This is a genomic window from Bradyrhizobium sp. ISRA436, assembly GCF_029910015.1.
Lineage (GTDB): Bacteria > Pseudomonadota > Alphaproteobacteria > Rhizobiales > Xanthobacteraceae > Bradyrhizobium.
The window spans coordinates 6,379,274-6,398,381 of record NZ_CP094519.1 but is presented as its reverse complement, the minus strand read 5'-3'; the positions used below and the strand labels follow the sequence as shown (position 1 = coordinate 6,398,381).

At 65.1% G+C, this 19,108-nt stretch carries 14 protein-coding genes and 1 pseudogene; all 15 read left to right on the top strand.

Going from position 1 to position 19,108, the window contains the following annotated elements:
* Positions 1-284 precede the first annotated feature (284 nt).
* The 15 genes and pseudogenes from MTX23_RS29775 to MTX23_RS29705 all read left to right on the top strand — a co-directional run bounded on the left by MTX23_RS29775 (position 285) and on the right by MTX23_RS29705 (position 19,104).
* Positions 285-1,610, top strand: a complete 1,326-nt coding sequence (locus MTX23_RS29775; RefSeq protein WP_280973686.1) for an MFS transporter — start codon at positions 285-287, stop codon at positions 1,608-1,610.
* Positions 1,611-1,946: 336 nt separating this feature from the next.
* Positions 1,947-3,053 carry an efflux RND transporter periplasmic adaptor subunit gene (locus tag MTX23_RS29770; RefSeq protein WP_280973685.1) on the top strand — a complete coding sequence of 369 codons (1,107 nt, stop codon included), beginning with the start codon at positions 1,947-1,949 and terminating at the stop codon, positions 3,051-3,053.
* A gap of 46 nt (positions 3,054-3,099) precedes the next feature.
* A complete protein-coding gene (locus MTX23_RS29765; RefSeq protein WP_280973684.1) occupies positions 3,100-6,240 on the top strand; it encodes an efflux RND transporter permease subunit in 3,141 nt (1,046 codons plus the stop codon).
* Positions 6,241-6,261: 21 nt separating this feature from the next.
* Positions 6,262-6,870: a TetR/AcrR family transcriptional regulator gene (locus tag MTX23_RS29760; protein WP_280978252.1), complete on the top strand. Its 609-nt coding sequence runs from the start codon at positions 6,262-6,264 to the stop codon at positions 6,868-6,870.
* A gap of 167 nt (positions 6,871-7,037) precedes the next feature.
* Positions 7,038-7,661, top strand: a complete 624-nt coding sequence (locus MTX23_RS29755; RefSeq protein ID WP_280973683.1) for a flavin reductase family protein — start codon at positions 7,038-7,040, stop codon at positions 7,659-7,661.
* Between the two features lie 134 nt (positions 7,662-7,795).
* Positions 7,796-8,150: pseudogene (locus MTX23_RS29750) on the top strand (SMP-30/gluconolactonase/LRE family protein); the annotation flags it as partial.
* 302 nt (positions 8,151-8,452) lie between these two features.
* Positions 8,453-10,720: an acyl-CoA dehydrogenase gene (locus MTX23_RS29745; RefSeq protein WP_280973682.1), complete on the top strand. Its 2,268-nt coding sequence runs from the start codon at positions 8,453-8,455 to the stop codon at positions 10,718-10,720.
* On the top strand, positions 10,720-12,003 hold the full coding sequence (locus tag MTX23_RS29740; protein ID WP_280973681.1) for an acetyl-CoA C-acetyltransferase: 1,284 nt from the start codon (positions 10,720-10,722) through the stop codon (positions 12,001-12,003). The genes MTX23_RS29745 and MTX23_RS29740 overlap by 1 nt, the downstream gene beginning before the upstream one ends.
* 2 nt (positions 12,004-12,005) lie before the next feature.
* Positions 12,006-14,102: a 3-hydroxyacyl-CoA dehydrogenase NAD-binding domain-containing protein gene (locus tag MTX23_RS29735; protein WP_280973680.1), complete on the top strand. Its 2,097-nt coding sequence runs from the start codon at positions 12,006-12,008 to the stop codon at positions 14,100-14,102.
* Positions 14,099-14,530, top strand: coding sequence for an acyl-CoA thioesterase (locus MTX23_RS29730; RefSeq protein WP_280973679.1), 432 nt, complete (start codon positions 14,099-14,101; stop codon positions 14,528-14,530). Before MTX23_RS29735 ends, MTX23_RS29730 begins: the two co-directional genes overlap by 4 nt.
* A 178-nt stretch (positions 14,531-14,708) precedes the next feature.
* Positions 14,709-14,903, top strand: a complete 195-nt coding sequence (locus MTX23_RS29725) for a hypothetical protein (RefSeq protein ID WP_280973678.1) — start codon at positions 14,709-14,711, stop codon at positions 14,901-14,903.
* Between the two features lie 269 nt (positions 14,904-15,172).
* Positions 15,173-16,003, top strand: a complete 831-nt coding sequence (locus MTX23_RS29720) for a DeoR/GlpR family DNA-binding transcription regulator (RefSeq protein WP_280973677.1) — start codon at positions 15,173-15,175, stop codon at positions 16,001-16,003.
* Positions 16,004-16,238: 235 nt separating this feature from the next.
* Positions 16,239-16,529, top strand: a complete 291-nt coding sequence (locus tag MTX23_RS29715; RefSeq protein ID WP_280978363.1) for a hypothetical protein — start codon at positions 16,239-16,241, stop codon at positions 16,527-16,529.
* On the top strand, positions 16,424-17,968 hold the full coding sequence (gene glpD, locus MTX23_RS29710) for a glycerol-3-phosphate dehydrogenase (protein ID WP_280973676.1): 1,545 nt from the start codon (positions 16,424-16,426) through the stop codon (positions 17,966-17,968). The genes MTX23_RS29715 and glpD overlap by 106 nt, the downstream gene beginning before the upstream one ends.
* Positions 17,965-19,104, top strand: a complete 1,140-nt coding sequence (locus MTX23_RS29705; protein WP_280973675.1) for an ABC transporter ATP-binding protein — start codon at positions 17,965-17,967, stop codon at positions 19,102-19,104. The genes glpD and MTX23_RS29705 overlap by 4 nt, the downstream gene beginning before the upstream one ends.
* Positions 19,105-19,108: the final 4 nt, after the last annotated feature.

The window sequence follows — 19,108 nt, the reverse complement described above, 5'->3', positions numbered from 1 at the left end:
GAATGCGCCCGATGACAGGCTCCGCGAAGCGATCCATTCCACCGCATATGCGGAGCGATGGATTGCTTCGCTCCGCGCCCAATGACGGTTGCAATTGGTCGATCGCTGCGCCAAGCCCGATCCCCGCAGCATACGCCACCATGTTCCACATCGAGAAGATCCGCCCGAGCGTGCTCGGCGTCGCCGTGGTTCCCGTTTGACGCTGTGTGCTATGAGATTTTGCCATTGCTCAACGCGCTGCCAGTCAATAATCGTCGACGCACGCAGATACCTTGGGGAAACAGATGAGCCAGACAGCGACCATCGCGCCCAGCAGCGGCGTCCGCAGCGAGATCGAGACGTCCACCATCCGCGCGATTTCCTGGCGGCTGATCCCGTTCCTGATCCTGGCCTACTTCTTCTCCTATCTCGACCGCGTCAATCTCGGCTTCGCGGCGCTCACCATGAATGCGGAGCTGAAGTTCTCGCCGGTGGTGTTCTCCTTCGGAGCCGGCATCTTCTTCATCGGCTATTTCATCTTCGAGGTACCGAGCAATCTGGCGCTGGAGATGTTCGGCGCCAGCCGCTGGATCGCCCGCATCATGGTGAGCTGGGGCATTCTTTCGGCGCTGATGGCGGCGGTCTATGATGAGCGGAGCTTCTACGCGCTGCGCTTCCTGCTCGGCGTGGCCGAAGCCGGCTTCTTCCCCGGCATCATCCTCTATCTCACCTATTGGTATCCGGCCGAGTATCGCGCCCGCTTCCTGGCGGCCTTCGCACTCGCCGTCCCGATCTCGACGGTGATCGGCGCGCCGATGTCGGGCCTGCTGCTCGGGCTCGACGGCGTGATGGGGTTCAAGGGCTGGCAGTGGCTGTTCATCATCGAGGGCGTCCCCTCGGTGCTGCTGGGCCTCGTCACCTGGTTCTATCTCACCGACAGGCCGGAGAGGGCGGACTGGCTGACGTCGGAGCAGAAGGCCTGGCTGAAGTCGAAGCTCGATGCCGAGGTCGCGGCCAAGCAGGCGGTCAAGCACGTCTCGCTGGCTGAGGCGCTGACCTCGCCGAGGGTGCTGGCGCTCAGCGCGATCTATTTCGGTTTCGTCGCCGCGCTCTACGGCATGCAGTTCTGGCTGCCGCAGATCGTCAAGGCATTCGGCCTCACCAATGCGCAGACCGGCTTCGTCACGGCGATTCCCTACGTGTTCGGCACCATCGCGATGATCCTGTGGGCGCGCCGTTCGGATGCCACGCGCGAGCGCGTCTTCCATGTCGGCGGTCCGCTGTTGCTCACCGCGCTGGCGCTCGGCGTTTCCAGCTACATCACCGACCCCACCCTGACCATGATCGTGCTGACGATCGCGGCGATCGGCGTGTTCTGCACCTTCGCGGTGTTCTGGACGCTGCCGACCGCCTGGCTTTCCGGCACCGCGGCCGCCGGCGCGATCGCGCTGATCAACTCGATCGGCAATCTTGCCGGGTTCGGCGGCCCCTATCTGATCGGCTGGGTCAAGGAGGCGACCGGCAGCACGTCCACGGGTCTGCTCGTGCTGTCGCTGCTGCCGTTGATCGCGGGCCTCCTCGTCTTCCTCGGTAGCCACGAGACCAAGACCGAGTTCGCCGGAGCAGGGTAGCGATGACGCCTGCGTAGGATCAGGCTGACCCGTCGCAGCCTGGATTGCGCTGTTTCGCTCCACCCATCCTGCGACATCTGACGCGGATATGCCGGCGTATTGGACAGGTATTTACGTAATCCAGCCCCTCGGCTGGACCAAAAGGTCGAAAACAACCCCATGCACAGTTCCCGGATTTCGCTTCGCTTCATCCCGGGCTGCGCATTTTCCAAGCCTCCACGTCCGCAAGTTCCACGCCGATCCGAGCCTCACGAATTGGTTATCTCTGACGAATATTGACATTTATCAGTGATAAATCGATACTCTTCATCAGTCGTCAGCCGATGGAGAGCGTCGATGTTCGTTCGTTCCGTTTTGTCCAGCTATTACAGGCTCTTGACGGGAGCATCGCTGGCTTTTGCCGTATTCGCGTTGACTGGTTGCAACGAGAAGACGGCCGAAAAGGCCGATCCCGGACGCCCCGTTCTGGTGGCGACCGTGCATTACGAAGCCGAGACCCCTGAGCGCAGTTTTGTCGGCACGATCAAGCCCCGGATCGAAGCCGATATGGGCTTTCGGGTTGCCGGCAAGGTGGCCAAGCGGCTGGTCGAAGTCGGACAGACAGTCGACGTCGACCAGCCCTTGGCCACCCTCGACGAGGTCGATCTGAAGCTGCAGGCCGAGCAGGCCGAGGCGGAATTCAGCGCCGCCACCGGCGTGCTGGCGCAAGCCGCCGCCGCCGAGCAGCGCGCCAAGGATTTGAAGGCCAAGGGCTGGACCACCGACGCGCAGCTCGATTCCGCCAAGGCCGCCGCCGACGAGGCGCGCGCGCGGCTGAACCGCGCCGAGCGCTCGGTCGAACTGACCAGGAATTCCCTCTCTTACGCAACGCTGGTGGCCGACACCCGGGGTGTCGTCACCGCGACCATGATCGAGCCCGGCCAGGTGGTTGCCGCGGGCCAGGCTGCGATCCGTGTCGCCCGACTTGGCGAGAAGGAAGCTGTCGTCGCGATCCCAGAGACGCTTCTCGCTCGTGCCAGGTCGGGCGTAGCCACGGTGACGCTGTGGTCGGACGCCAAGAAGACCTATGCCGCGAAGCTGCGCGAGGTCGCACCGTCGGCCGATCCCGCAACGCGCACCTATCTCGCAAAATTCTCGCTGCCCGATGCTGACGACTCCGTCTCGCTCGGCATGACCGCGACGCTGACCCTGGCCGACAATGCGAGCGAGCGCGTCGCCAAGCTGCCGCTCTCGGCGCTGTACAGCCAGGGCGGCGATCCCTCGCTCTTCATCGTCGATGACAAGGGGAAGGTCGCGCTGAAGCCGGTCAAGGTGAAGTCCTACGAGAGCGACAGCGTCGTCATCTCCGGCGGCGTCGACGAAGGCGCCAAGGTGGTGGCGCTCGGCGTGCAGAAGCTCGATCCGAGCCAGAAGGTCCGGGTCGTGTCGTCGCTGTCGTTCTAGTCGCTCGCAATCCCTGCAAAACGGTTCTCGGATTTTGGAGAGTTCGATGAAGCGCTTCAACCTTTCGGCGTGGGCGGTCAGCCATCCGACGCTGGTGCTGTTCCTGATGATCGTCCTCGCCGCCGCCGGCTACTTCTCCTACGAGAAACTCGGCCGCGCCGAGGATCCGTTCTTCACTGTCAAGGTGGTGAACGTCTCGGTGATGTGGCCGGGCGCGACCTCGCAGGAAATGCAGATGCAGGTCGCCGATCCCATCGAGAAGAAGCTGCAGGAGCTGCCGTTCTTCGAGAAGGTCCAGACCTATTCCAAGCCGGGCTTCACTGCGATGCAGGTCACCTTCCGCGATTCCACCCCGCCGAAGGACGTGCCCTATCTCTTCTATCTGCTACGCAAGAAGCTGGTCGACGTGCAGGGCCAGCTACCGGCCGGCATCCTCGGCCCCGTCGTCAACGACGAATTCTCCGACGTCGATTCCATCCTCTACATGATGACCGGTGACGGTGCGGACTACGCGCAGCTCAAGAAGGTCGCCGAGGGGTTCCGCCAGCGCCTGCTGAAGGTGCCCGGCGTCACAAAGGTCGATCTCTACGGTACCCAGGACGAGCGCATCTATGTCGAGTTCTCGCATGCCAAGCTCGCCACGCTCGGCATCACGCCGCAGGCGCTGTTCGACTCGCTTGCCAAGCAGAACAACGTGACGCCTGCCGGCACCGTCGAGACCTCCTCGCAGCGCGTGCCGCTCCGCGTCACCGGTGCGCTCGACGGCGTCAAGGCCGTCGCCGAAACCCCGGTCGAGAGCAATGGCCGCGTGTTCCGGCTCGGCGATATCGCCACCGTCACCCACGGCTATGTCGACCCGCCTAGCTTCGTCGTGCGCCAGGAAGGCAAGCCCGCGCTCGGTATCGGCGTCGTCACCGCCAAAGGCGCCAACATCCTCAAGCTCGGCAAGGACGTCGAGCAGGCGACCGCCGAATTCATGAAGGCGGTGCCGCAGGGCATCAACGTCGAGCAGATCGCCGATCAGCCCAAGGTGGTCGAGCACGCCGTCGGCGAGTTCGTGCATTCCTTCGTCGAGGCGCTCGCGATCGTGCTGTTCGTCTCCTTCGTCGCACTCGGCTGGCGCACCGGCATCGTGGTGGCGCTGTCGGTGCCGCTGGTGCTCGGCATCGTCTTCATCGTGATGAACGCAATGTCGCTCGACCTGCACCGCATCACGCTCGGCGCGCTGATCATCGCGCTCGGCCTCCTGGTCGACGACGCCATCATCGCCGTCGAGATGATGGTGGTGAAGATGGAGCAGGGCTGGGATCGCATGAAGGCCGCCTCCTTTGCCTGGGAATCCACCGCGTTCCCGATGCTGACCGGCACGCTGGTCACGGCCGCAGGCTTCCTGCCGATCGGCTTCGCCAATTCGGCGGTCGGCGAATATGCCGGCGGCATCTTCTGGATCGTGGCGATCTCGCTGGTCGCCTCCTGGTTCGTCGCGGTGATCTTTACGCCCTATATCGGCGTCAAGCTGTTGCCGAACATCAAGGTCCATCAGAACCACGATCCGCATGCGATCTACGAGACGCGGATCTATCGCAGCCTGCGCAGCGTGGTGCAGTGGTGCGTCGATCACCGCATCAAGGTGGTAGCGGCGACCGTCGGCATCTTCGCCGCCTCGATCGTCGCGTTCGGCCACGTCCAGCAGCAGTTCTTCCCGCTGTCGGAGCGGCCCGAGCTGTTCCTGCAGCTTCGCCTGCCCGAGGGCACGGCCTTCAACGTCACCGAGAAGGCGGTCAAGGAGGCCGAAAAGCTCCTGAAGGACGACAAGGACATCCAGACCTATACGGCCTATGTCGGCCAGGGCTCGCCGCGCTTCTGGCTCGGCCTCAACCCGCAACTGCCGAACGAGGCCTTTGCCGAGATCGTCATCCTCTCCAAGAACGTCGAGGCGCGTGAGCGCATCAAGGCGAAGATCGAGCAGGCGGTGGCCGACGGCGCGCTGAACGAGGCGCGGGTCCGGGTCGACCGCTTCAATTTCGGCCCGCCGGTCGGCTTCCCGGTCCAGTTCCGCGTGATCGGGCCCGACGCCGCCAAGGTGCGCGACATCGCCTACCAGGTGCGCGACGTCATGCGCCAGAATCCGAACGTCAAGGACGTCCAGCTCGACTGGAACGAGCAGTCGCCCTACCTGAAGCTGGTCGTCGACCAGGATCGCGCCCGCGCGCTTGGTCTCACCCCGCAGGACGTCTCGCAGGCGCTGTCGATGCTGATCTCGGGCGCGCCGGTCACCACGATCCGCGACGGCATCGAGAAGGTCGGCGTGGTCGCCCGCGCGGTGCCGTCGGAGCGGCTCGATCTCGGCCATGTCGGCGATCTCACGATCACCTCGCGCAACGGCGTCGCGGTGCCGCTACAGCAGATTGCCAAGATCGAATATGCGCATGAGGAGCCGATCCTGTGGCGGCGCAACCGCGACATGGCGATCACCGTGCGCTCCGACGTCGTCGACGGCGTGCAGGCGCCCGACGTGACCAATCAGATCTCGCCGAAGCTGAAGGACATCCGGGACCACCTCGAGCCGGCCTACCGGATCGAGCCGGGCGGGGCGTTCGAGGAGTCGGCCAAGGGCAATGCCTCGATCTTCGTGCTCTTCCCCGTTATGGTGATGGTGATGCTGACGCTGCTGATGATCCAGCTGCAGAGCTTCTCGCGCCTGTTCCTGGTGTTCCTGACCGCGCCGCTCGGCATTGTCGGCGCCTCGCTCGGGCTGAACGTCGCCAACCAGCCGTTCGGCTTCGTGGCGCTGCTCGGACTGATCGCGCTGGCGGGCATGATCATGCGCAACGCGGTGATCCTGGTCGATCAGATCGAGAGCGATGTGACCTCCGGCCTGACGCGGCGGGAGGCGATCGTGGAAGCAACCGTCCGGCGCGCCCGGCCGGTGGTGCTGACCGCGCTTGCGGCCATCCTGGCCATGATCCCGCTGTCCCGCTCGGCGTTCTGGGGGCCGATGGCGATCACGATCATGGGCGGATTGTTTGTTGCGACTTTCCTGACCTTGCTGTATCTGCCGGGCCTTTACGCCCTCTGGTTCCGCAAGACTCTGGATGAGTGCGGCCCCAGCGCGCAAACCGATACTGCGCCGCAGCATGCCGGCGATGCGCAACGCGCATTTCCGCTTGCTGAGGCGGCTGAATAATTGAACATTGAGAAGATCAACATGACGCTGATCTCGGAACACAACGAAACGGACACCCGCGAGCGGATTCTCGTGGTGGCGGAGCGTTTGTTCCGGCAGCTCGGCTACCAGAAGACCACAGTGGCCGACATCGCCAAAGAGCTGCGGATGAGCTCCGCCAACGTGTACCGCTTCTTCGACTCGAAGAAGGCGATCCACGAGGGCGTGGCCCGCGGCCTGATGGGCGAGGTCGAGGTCGAGGCCCAGCGCATCGCGCGGACGGAAGGTCCGGCTGCGGCGCGGTTGCGCGAGATGATGACGACCATCAATCGCATGAACACCGAGCGCTATGTCGGCGATTCCAAGCTGCACGAGATGGTCGAAATCGCGATGCAAGAGGACTGGGGAGTTTGCGTCGCCCACATGGAGCTGATTGCCCGCATCATCGGCGAGGTGATCGCGCAGGGCGCGGCTTCCGGCGAATTCGAGGTCAAGGACCTGCAGGTCGCCTCGCTGTGCGCCTGCACCGCGATGATGCGCTTCTTCCACCCGCAGATGATCGCCCAATGCGCGACCAAGCCCGGGCCGACCATCGACCAGATGATCGATTTCGTCATCGCCGGCCTGTCGCCGCGCGCCCGGGCGAATTGAGCTGTCAGCACTGACGTTTTCGTCAGTTGACTCTTCTGTCATTGCAGGCAAAGCGACGTTGTAGCCCGGATGGAGCGCAGCGTAATCCGGGTATTGGATCGGCTTGCGAGACCGTCCCGGATTGCGCTGCGCTCCATCCGGGCTACCGAACGTGAGGGGCGCCCAGCGTGACCGCGAAAGACCTGCACTTCTACGAGCCGAAGAACGGCCACGGCCTCAAGCATGACCCGTTCAACGCGATCGTGGCCCCGCGTCCGATCGGCTGGATCTCCTCGCGCGATGCCAAGGGCAGCGTCAACCTCGCGCCCTACAGCTTCTTCAACGCCTTCTGCTACGTGCCGCCGGTCATCGGCTTCTCCTCCACCAACTGGAAGGATAGCGTCGCCAACATCCAGGACACCGGCGAGTTCGTCTGGAATCTGGCCACCATGGATCTCGCCAAGCACATGAACGCGACCGCGGCGCATGTCGCGCGCGATGTCGACGAATTCAAGCTCGCGGGGCTCACTCCCGTGCCCGGCAAGCTCGTCAACGTGCCGCGCGTCGCCGAGAGCCCGGTCTCCTTCGAATGCAAGGTGAGCCAGATCGTCCAGCTCCAGGGCGCCGACGGCAAGAAGGCCGAAGCCTGGCTGACGCTCGGCGAGGTCGTCGCCGTTTATATCGACAAGGCCTTCATCAAGGACGGCGTCTACCAGACCGGGCTCGCGCATCCGATAGTTCGCGCCGGACGGCGCGGCGACTATTTCGAGATCAAGCCCGAAAACATGTTCGAGATGATCCGGCCGGATTGATTCTGTCCGCGCCGCGCGATTTCAGCCCGCGGGGCGCGCCGACCACCTATTTCTGGGACCCCGACGTCATTGCCGTCGATCCGTCCTTCAACAGCCTCGCGCAGCCCAACACCTCGATCAAGCGTCTCTACACCGTGTTCGATGTCGGCGCCGATAACAAGCTCTCCAACGGCAAGCGCTTCAGCGATTTCATGATCGATGGGGTGAAGTGCGGACCGGACGGCATCCGCTGCGACGTCAACGGCAATGTCTGGTGCTCGAGCAATGCCGGTCGCGCCGTCGGCTATAACGGCGCGACGGTCTGGTCGCCGGAGGGCAAGCTGCTTGGCCGCATCCGCCTGCCGGAGATCTGCGGCAACATCACCTTCGGCGGCCCCAAGCGCAACCGCCTGTTCATGGCTGCAAGTGGCTGCAAGTCAGTCGCTCTATGCGGTTTATACCGCCACGCAGGGGGCACAGGGCCGGCGTGAGGGCGATGAATTGGATTGAATTCGGTCCGGCTGCGAATTCGGTCCACCTCTCCGCGAGGGAGAGGTGATCCTTCGCTGCCGCCACAGCCCTTCAATCCCGTCTCTTCATGCCCTGGCCGGTTTGCGTGATCCGCCGGCGCCATCCCCGGCTACCCGATTGTCGCACCTCAGCTTTCGGAACTGGCGGCACCGCTTGCCGTTAACAATCGGCGCGCTTGCCGCGTCAATTTCGCCTTATTTGAAGGGGGAAGTATTCACCCGTGACCGGCACTTTCCGCTAGGATCGTCCCATCCGCGCCGCCGATTCATGAGGATTCCGCCATGAGCTTCCGCCGCGACACCATCACCAAGCCGATCTTCTCCTGGGCGCGTGGCGTGCTGCCGACGATGTCGGATACCGAGCGCGAGGCGCTGGAAGCCGGCGACGTCTGGTGGGACGCCGATCTGTTCACGGGCAATCCCGACTGGTCGAAGCTGCTTGCCTTCGCGCCGGCCCAACTGACCGACGAGGAGAAAGCCTTCCTTCATGGTCCGGTCGACGAGCTCTGCGCGATGCTCGACGAGTGGAAGATCAACTGGGAATGGCGCGATCTGCCGCCCGAGGTCTGGGACTTCATCAAGCGCAACAAATTCTTCGGCATGATCATCCCGAAGGAATTCGGCGGCCTCGGCTTCTCGCCTTACGCGCATTCCGAGGTGGTGCGCAAAGTCTCGTCGCGCTCGCTGACCGCAGCCGTCACCGTGATGGTGCCGAACTCGCTCGGGCCCGGCGAACTTTTGATGCGCTTCGGCACCAGGGAGCAACAGGAAAAATGGCTGCCGCGGCTGGCCTCCGGCCACGACATTCCCTGCTTCGGCCTGACGAGCCCCGAAGCGGGCTCGGACGCCGCCTCGATGATCGACACCGGCATCATCTGCAAGGGCAATTTCGAGGGCCGCGAAGTGCTCGGGCTGAAGCTCAACTGGCGCAAGCGCTACATCACGCTCGGGCCCGTCGCCACGCTGCTCGGGCTCGCCTTCAAGGCCTATGACCCCGATCATCTGGTCGGAAGTGAGGAGGAGCTCGGCATCACCGTTGCATTGATCCCGACGCATCTGCCGGGTGTCTCGATCGGCCACCGCCATCTGCCGGCGATGCAGGTGTTCCAGAACGGCCCGAACTGGGGACGCGATGTCTTCATCCCGCTCGATTACATCATCGGCGGCGAGGCACGGCTGGGCCAGGGCTGGAAGATGCTGATGACGGCGCTTGCCGCCGGCCGCGGCATCTCGCTGCCGTCGCTGTCGGCGGCCGGCGCCGCCTATGCCGCGCGCACCAGCGGCGCCTATGCCCGCATCCGCGAGCAGTTCGGCATCTCGATCTCGAAATTCGAGGGCATCGAGGAGCCGCTCGCCCGCATCGCGGCGACCTCCTATCTGCTCGACGCCGCGCGGCGGCTGACTTGTGCTGCGCTGAACGAGGGGCATCATCCGGCCGTCATCTCCGGCATCATGAAGTTGCATGCCACCGAGCGGATGCGGACCGCGATCGACGACGCGATGGACATCCATGGCGGCAAGGCTGTGATCGACGGACCGCAGAACTATCTCGGCCAGCTCTACCGTTCGGTGCCGGTCGGCATCACGGTCGAGGGCGCCAATATCCTCACCCGCAACCTGATCGTGTTCGGGCAGGGCGCGATCCGCGCGCATCCCTATCTGCTGCAGGAGATGAACGCGCTCAGCGAACCCGACCGCGACAAGGGCCTGACCGCCTTCGACACCGCGTTCTGGAATCATGTCGGCCACAGCTTTGCGACCATGTTCCGGGCCTGGGGCCGGAGCTGGACCGGCGGCCTGTTCGCACCGGCCCCGGATGCCGGGGAGGCGACCGAGTTCTATCGCCAGCTCTCGCGCTATTCGTCGGCGTTCGCATTGTGCGCTGACATGGCGCTGCTCACGCTCGGCGGCGCGCTGAAGCGCAAGGAGATGCTCTCCGCCCGCTTCGGCGACATCCTGTCCGAGCTGTACTTGCTCTCTGCCGCGCTGAAGCGCTGGCAGGACGAGGGCCGGCAGAGCGAGGATCTTCCCGCGCTTGAATGGTGCATGGCGACCGGCTTCAAGACCATCGAGAACCGCTTTGCGGAAATCTTCGCCAACCTGCCGAACCGTGTCGTCGGCTGGGTCCTGAAATTCCTGATCCAGCCCTTTGGCGCGCGCGTCACGGGTCCGTCGGACTGCGTCGTGCAGCAATGCGCGCAGCTCATGCTGTCGCCGTCGGCGGCGCGCGACCGCCTGACGCCGGATCTCGCCTTCGTCGAGGATGATCGCGGCGTCGCGCGGCTTGAGAAGGCCTTCCGCCTGGTGGCCGAGGCCGAGGATGCGGCCAGGCAGCTGCGCGCGGCGCGCCTGCATGACTGGAAGGACGCGGTCGCCAAGGGCGTCATCACCCAAAGCGACGGCGAAAAGCTCGCCGCCGCCCACGAGGCTGTTGCCAAGGTCATCGAGGTCGATGATTTTGCGCCGGAAGCACTGTCCCCGATTTACAAGAAATCCGCCAATGTGCATCAGTTCTTCCAGGAACTGGGTGAGCAGAGGGCGGCGGGCTGATGGCGCGACCAGTCTTTATCGTCGACGGCAGCCGGACGCCGTTCCTGAAGGCGCGCTCGGGTCCCGGCCCATTCACCCCGGTCGATCTCGCCGTGCAATGCGGGCGGCCGTTGCTGGCGCGTCAGCCCTTCGCACCCACTGCCTTCGACCAGGTGATCCTCGGCTGCGTCAACGTGATCGCGGACGAGATGAACCCGGCGCGTGTCGCCGCGCTCAGGCTTGGCATGGGCGAGAAGATGGTCGCCTTCACGATGCAGATCAATTGCGGCTCCGGCATGCAGTCGATCGATACCGGCTACCGCTACATCCGCGAGGGGATTTCCGACCTGATCCTTGCGGGCGGCGCCGAGGCGCTGAGCCACGCGCCGCTGGTCTGGCCCAATGCCGGCGTGCGCTGGTTCGCAGGGCTTGCCGGCGCCAAGGGCATGGGCGCCAAGATCGCTGCCGCGCTGAAGGTGAAGCCGAGCTATTTCAAGCCGATCATCGGGCTGGAGCGCGGGCTCACCGATCCGATCACCGAGCTCAACATGGGGCAGACCGCCGAGAAGGTCGGCCATCTCTTCGGCATTACCCGCGCGCAATCCGACGCCTATGCCGCCGAAAGCCACCAGCGGCTCGCGAACGCACAGAAGCAGGGTTTTCTCAAGGGCGAGGTCGAGACCGCGTTCTCCCGCGAGGGCAAGTTCTACGATCATGACGACGGTGTTCGCCCGGACTCGACGCCGGAGACGCTGGCAAAGCTGAAGCCGGTGTTCGAGCGTCCCTGGGGCCAGGTCACCGCCGGCAATTCCTCGCAGATCACCGATGGCGCCTCGTGGGTGATCCTCGCCTCGGAAACTGCCGTTGCAAAACACGGGCTGACGCCGAAGGCCGTCATCCTCGACAGCCAATGGTCGGCGCTCGATCCCTCGATCATGGGGCTGGGCCCGGTGCTGTCGGCGAGCGCGCTTTTGAAGCGCAACGGGTTGACACTGCAGGATGTCGAGACCTGGGAATTGAACGAGGCCTTTGCCACGCAGGTGCTCGGCTGCCTCGCCGCCTGGAACGACGACAGGTTCTGCCGCGAGATCCTTGGCCTCGACGGCGCGGCCGGCGAGATCGACCGCGCCAGGCTCAATGTCGACGGTGGCGCGATCAGCCTTGGCCATCCCGTCGGTACCAGCGGCAACCGTATCGTGCTGCATCTCGTCAATGCGATGAAGCGGCTCGGCACCAGGCGTGGCGTCGCCACCGAATGCATCGGCGGCGGGCAGGGCGGCGCGATGTTGATAGAGACGGTGTGATCATGGATTCTGAGATCATGGACGTCCTCGCCGATCGCGTGCTCGAGCTCGGGCCGACGGCTGCGGCCGACAGCCCCTACCGGAATTTCAAGCTGACGCGCGACGAGGACGGCATCGCGTGGCTGCTGTTCGATCGTGCCGGCGCCAGCGCCAACACGATCTCAGCCGACATGATCGACGAACTCAACGCGATCGTGTCGGCGCTGGAGAGCCAGCGGCCGGCCGGCCTCGTGATCCGTTCGCCGAAGCGGAGCGGCTTCATCGCCGGCGCCGATGTCAACGAATTCCGCGGCGTCAGCGATCCGCGCGCGGTCGAGACCGAGATCGGCCGGGCGCATGCGGTGATCGACCGGCTGGAAGCGCTGCGCGTGCCGTCGGTTGCGGTGATCCACGGCTTCTGCCTCGGCGGCGGGCTCGAGGTCGCGCTGGCCTGCCAGATGCGGATCGCGATCGACGATGCGCGCTTCGGCTTTCCCGAGGTGCTGCTCGGCCTGCATCCCGGCCTCGGCGGCACCGTGCGCTTCACCGAGCTGATCAATCCGATGCAGGCGATGACGCTGATGCTGACCGGCAAGACGATCGACGCGCGGCGCGCCAAAGCGCTCGGCCTGGTCGACGCCGTCACGCAGGAGCGTCACGTCCGCAACGCCGTGAAGGACGCAGTGTTCGGCCGCCTGAAGCGCGCCAGGCCGGGGATGTTGAATTTGCTGCTCAACCTCGTGCCCGTGCGTGGCTTCCTCGCGAGCCGCATGCGCAGTGAGGCCGGGAAGGCCGCGCCGCGCGCACACTATCCCGCGCCCTATGCGCTGATCGATCTCTGGGAGAAGCATGCCGGCAACCGCGCGGCGATGCTGAACGCGGAAAAGACGTCGTTCGCCAATCTGATGGTGACGCCGACCGCGCAGAACCTGATCCGGGTGTTCTTCCTGCGCGAGCAGATGAAGAAGGCGGCAGGCGGCGGCAACAAGGTTCGGCACGTCCACATTATCGGCGCCGGCGCGATGGGCGGCGACATCGCGGCCTGGTGCGCCAATCAGGACATGCGGACGACGCTGGCCGACATGAAGGCCGAGCCGATCGCGGGCGCGATCAAGCGCGCCGCCGATCTGTTCGGCAAGATCATGCGCAGGCGGATCGACCAGCGCGACGCGCTGGATCGCCTGATTCCGGACATGGACGGCGAGGGTGTCCGCAACGCCGACCTGATCATCGAGGCGGTGCCGGAAAAGCTCGAGCTGAAGCAGAAGGTCTATGCCGGCCTCGAGCCGAGGATGAAGCAAGGCGCGATCCTCGCCACCAACACCTCCAGCATCCCGCTGCAGGATCTGCGCACCACGCTGGCAAGGCCGGAGCGGCTGCTCGGTCTGCATTTCTTCAATCCGGTGTCGCGGCTGCAACTCGTCGAGGTGGTCAGCCATGACGGCACCGATGCGACCCTGCTGAAGGAGGCGCTCGCCTTCGTCGGCGCCATCGATCGCCTGCCGCTGCCGGTGAAGAGTTCGCCCGGCTTCCTGGTCAACCGCGCGCTGACGCCCTACATGCTGGAGGCGATGGTGATGCTGGACGAGAAGACCGACCAGCGCCTGATCGATGCGGCCGCAGTGGAGTTCGGCATGCCGATGGGACCGATCGAGCTCGCCGACCAGGTCGGCCTCGACATCTGCCTCGACGTCGGCGACATGCTGCGCTCGAAATTCGGTGACCATCTGCCGCCGACGCCGGCCTGGCTGCGCGAGAAGGTCACGCGCGGCGAACTCGGCCGCAAGACCGGCAAGGGCTTCTACACCTGGAAGGACAGCAAGGCGGAGAAGACGCCGCTGCCGGAGACCGGACCCCGCGTGACGGACGAGATGATCGACCGCCTGGTGCTGCCGATCTCGAACGTCTGCGTCGCGGCCTTGCGCGAAGGCATTGTCGACGATGCCGACATGGTCGACGGCGCGATGATCTTCGGCACCGGCTATGCGCCGTTCCGCGGCGGCCCGCTCAACTATGCGCGCACCCGCGGCGTCGACAATGTGGTGTCCGCGCTGCGCGCGCTCACGCAGAAATTCGGCGACCGTTTCGCGCCCGATGCCGGCTGGGAGAACTTCAAGTGACCGACACCCATATCCACGCGCCGCCGATTTCCGGGAACGAGCCGCAGGGCGATCTCTGCATCCGCGCGCTGGCGATGCCGGCCGACACCAACGCCAATGGCGACATCTTCGGCGGCTGGCTGCTCAGCCAGATGGACCTCGGCGGCGGCGTGTTCGCCTCCAAGGTGGCGAAGTCCCGCACCGTGACCGTCGCGATCGAGGCGATGAATTTCCGCAAGCCCGTCTATGTCGGCGACCTCGTCTCGGTCCACGCCAATCTGGTGCGGGTCGGCCGCACCTCGGTCACCGTGCATCTGGAAGCCTGGGTGCTGCGCCGCCGCGATCAGCAGTCGATCCTGGTGACCGACGGCAACTTCACCTACGTCTCGATCGATGACCAGGGCCATCCGCAGCCGATCCAGCGCGATGGCGCGACGATCAAGACGTAGGGCGTCATCGCGCGAATCAGATGTCGGCGCGCCTCAAGAAAACGTGTCAAAACCAAGCCAGGTTCTGATCAATTCAGAGTCGAGCCCCATGCCGCGGCGCATCGCCGCCTGCGAAATGGCTGAGGAACAAACGGGCATCGACGCCGTTGTAGGCCTCGGAGTCCAACCGAGGCCTACAATGTCCGACAGCTACGTTATCGAAGTAAGTTCACAGACCGCGGGTATCGTGGTGCGCGATGCGCGCGGATTCCAGTTCTTTGCAGCGTCGCCCCGCTTCGAGGCCCTTGAAGGCCGGATCTTCCGCAACGCACGCGAGGCTGAGCGTGCGGCGCGCCGCCTCGTCACCGGCCAGGATCTGCAGATGGCCTCGTGAAGAGGCCGCTGGCGGCGCGTGCTTTGCGCGCGCTGCAATAGCCTGCCACGCCGATCTGGTCGCAGCCGGCGCAATCGCCAGCGCCCGGGCCTTCGACGATCCCGAACTGATCAGGCTGGTCGCGTCGGCCATGGCGTGGCGAGGCATTCTCGCACCGAAAGCGCCGGCGCGCCGTCGTCGCGGCGTTTGACGTTTGGCGGCGCTTGCTCGTTGACCTCCGTGCAGAACGGTCGCACCATGGGGGAACTCGCCATTTCAAGGGTGCCGCCGTGGCCGGACTCTCCCATCGTCAGACTGAAATCCTCAACATCGCACGCGCCTTCGGCCGGGTGATGGTGGAGGACCTTGCCAAGCGGTTCGAGGTGTCGGCGCAGACCATCCGCAAGGACCTCAACGATCTCTGCGACCAGCGCTCGCTGACCCGCATCCATGGCGGCGCGATCATCGCCTCCGGCGTGGAAAATCTGGCCTATGAGGCCCGCCGCTTCGTCGCCGCCGAGGAGAAGAAGGCGATCGGCGCCGCTGCGGCCGCGCGGATCCCGAACGGCTGCTCGCTGTTCATCAATATCGGCACCACGACGGAGGAGGTCGCGAGCGCGCTGACCTCGCACGAGGATCTCCTAGTCATCACCAACAACCTCAACGTCGCGATGCTGCTCTACCGCCATCCGCGGATCGAGGTGGTGGTGGCGGGCGGCACCGTGCGCCGTGCCGACGGCGCCGTGGTCGGCTCGACGGCGACGCAACTGATCGGCCAGTTCAAGGTCGACTACGCCATCATCGGCGCATCCGCGATCGACGAGGAGGGCGCGCTGCTCGATTTCGACTATCGCGAGGTGCAGGTCGCGCAGGCGATCATCGCCAATGCGCGCAACGTCATGCTGGTGTCGGACGCGACCAAGCTCCGCCGCAGCGCGCCGGTGCGCATTGCCCATATCAGCCAGATCCAGACCTTCGTCACCGATTCGCCGCTGCCCGCTGGCCTCGCCAACATCTGCCATTCGCGCGGCATCGAGGTTGTCGTGGCGATGGACAAGCCAGCCGTCGATCTCGACGACAACGGCTCCGAGACCGCGCCGGTCACGCTGCGCAGCGCGTAGTCCCTCGTATTTCCCTATCCACGTCATTGCGAGGCGCTCGCGACAAAATTGCAAAGCAATTTTGCGCTGAAGCGACGACTTGTCCGCCGAAGCCTCGGCGAAGGTGGAGGCAATCCATGCTTCCGCATGCGCTGGGCGATGGATTGCTTCGCGCAGCACCTGCAATGACGGGGATGGAGCTGCGCACACCGTCCACCATGTCACCTCGCGGGGTATCCGTTCGCAGCCTCCCAGGATGTCGGCCAAGCAGGCACGCCGCGGGTTCTCAGCCCAACCACCTGAAAACGTCTCGATCCCGCCCCGCGAAAAATCCCCGGCCAAAGTTCCCCATTTTCAGTTTGCTTTCGTTTTTGCTTGTGATTTAATCCAATCCGAAAGTAAAACCGTCAAAGCGAAGACGGTTTCTGGGGGAAGCGTTCGTTGGATCGAATTTACGACCTCGCCATCATCGGAGGCGGCGTTAATGGCTGCGGCATCGCGCGCGATGCGGCGGGCCGGGGCAACTCTGTTTTCCTTTGTGAAATGAACGACTTGGCGAGCGGGACGTCGTCCTGGTCGACCAAGCTGATCCACGGCGGACTGCGCTATCTCGAGTATTACGAGTTTCGTTTGGTGCGCGAGGCGCTGATCGAGCGCGAAATCCTCTGGCAGATCGCGCCCCATATCATCCGCCCCTTGCGTTTCGTGTTGCCCCACCATGCCGGCCTGCGCCCGGCCTGGCTGCTGCGGCTCGGCCTCTTCCTCTACGACCATATCGGCGGCCGGCACCTGCTGCCGGCAACGCGCTCGCTCGATCTCACGACCAACGTGGTCGGCAAGCCGTTGATCGCCGGTCGCTACACCAAGGGCTTTGAATATTCCGACTGCTTCGTCGACGACGCGCGGCTGGTTGCGCTGACCGCGCGCGATGCTGCCGATCGCGGCGCCGACATCCGCACCCGGACCCGCGCGGTCGAGATCAGGCAAGTCGACGGCATCTGGCACGTCACGGTCGAGGACCGCGCGAGCGGCGGGCGCGAGACGATCAACGCCCGCGTCGTGGTCAACGCCGGCGGTCCCTGGGTCGAGCAGGTGCTGGCATCGGGCGCCGGCGTCAATGCGCGCGCCAAGGTGCGGCTGGTGCAGGGTTCGCACATCGTGGTGAGGAAGCTCTACGACCACGACCGCGCCTACATCTTCCAGAACGCCGACGGCCGTATCATCTTCGTCATCCCCTATCAGGGCGACTTCACGCTGATCGGCACCACTGATCGCGACTATGACGGCGATCCGGCCAAGGTGAAGGCGACACGGGAAGAGATCGAGTATCTCTGCGCTTCCGCCAGCGAATATCTCGCCAAGCCGGTCAAGCCCGAGGACGTCGTCTGGGATTATTCCGGCGTGCGTCCGCTCTATGACGACGGCGCGAGCGAGGCCAAGGCCGCAACCCGCGACTATGTGTTCGAGCTCGACACGCCCGGCGGCGCGCCGTTGCTGTCGATCTATGGTGGCAAGATCACAACCTATCGCCGCCTGTCCGAGGAGGCGCTGGAGCGGCTGGCGCCCTATCTGCGCGGCAGCAAGGCGCGCGAGGGCTGGACCGGCAAGGCGCCGCTGCCCGGCGGCGACATGGATGTCTCCGCGGTCGCGGCGCTGACGGCCGAACTGATCCGCAACCACCCCTTCCTCGCCCAGCCGCACGCCAGCCGGCTTGCGCATGCCTACGGCACGCGCGCGGCCAAGCTGCTGGGCAATGCGAAATCTGCTGATGATCTCGGCCGTTCGTTCGGCGCCACCTTGACGGAAAGCGAAGTCAGGTACCTGATGGCGAACGAATGGGCTCAGACCGCGGAAGACGTCGTCTGGCGGCGATCCAAGCTGGGCTTGCGGATGACGGCGAGTGAAATCGCCGCGCTCGACGAGTGGATGGCCGCCAACCGCGTCTCAGGTGAACGTCCTCTCCGTGAAGCGGGAGGACGGTCATGAGCGTCACACTGCAGAACGTCACGCGGACCGTGGATGGCCTTCCGACCATCCGCGATGTCTCGCTGACGCTGGAGCGCGGCACGCTCAGCGTGCTGCTCGGGCCGACCCTGTCAGGCAAGACCTCGATCATGCGGCTGCTCGCCGGCCTCGACAAGCCGACCACGGGCCGCGTGCTGGTCGACGGCAAGGACGTTACCGGCGCCGACGTGCGCCAGCGTTCGGTGGCGATGGTCTACCAGCAGTTCATCAACTACCCCTCGTTGACGGTGTACGAGAATATCGCTTCGCCCCTGCGGGTGCAGGGCAAGCCGCGCGCCGAGATCGAGAAGCGCGTCGCCGAGGCCGCACAGCTGCTGCGGCTCGAGCCCTATCTGAAGCGCACGCCGCTGCAGCTCTCCGGCGGCCAGCAGCAGCGCACCGCGATCGCGCGGGCGCTGGTCAAGGGCGCCGACCTTGTGCTGCTCGATGAGCCGCTCGCCAATCTCGACTACAAGCTGCGCGAAGAGCTGCGCGCCGAGCTGCCGCGCATCTTCGAGGCCTCGGGCGCGATCTTCGTCTATGCGACGACCGAACCATCGGAGGCACTGCTGCTCGGCGGCGACACCGTGTGCATGTGGGAAGGCCAGGCGCTGCAGGCCGGCGCGACGCCGAAGGTCTACCGCCATCCCGACACGCTGCGCGTCGCCCAGGTGTTCTCCGATCCGCCGCTCAACATCATCGCAATCGAGAAGAAGGGCGGGCAGGTGATCTATGCCGGCGGCGAGCAGGCGCCGGCGGCTGGCCTCTACGCCAATGTACCTGACGGTCGCTATCGGATCGGCTTCCGGGCGCACCAGCTCGAGGTCGGCAGCGCCGCCGCCGGTCGCCACAAATTCTCCGCCGCCGTGACGGTGACCGAGATCACCGGCTCGGAGAGCTTCGTGCATCTCCACGTCCACAGTTCGAACTGGGTCGCGGTGCTGCATGGCGTGCACGAATATGAACCCGGGCAGGTGATCGACGCCGCGCTCGACCCCGACAACATCTTCGTGTTCGACGCGGCCGACCGCCTCGTCGCGTCACCTGCGACAGCGTTTTCAAGCGAACTGCCTGGCGGTTCGCGTGAAGAAAACGCGTCAACAAACAAGACCAAGTGAGGGA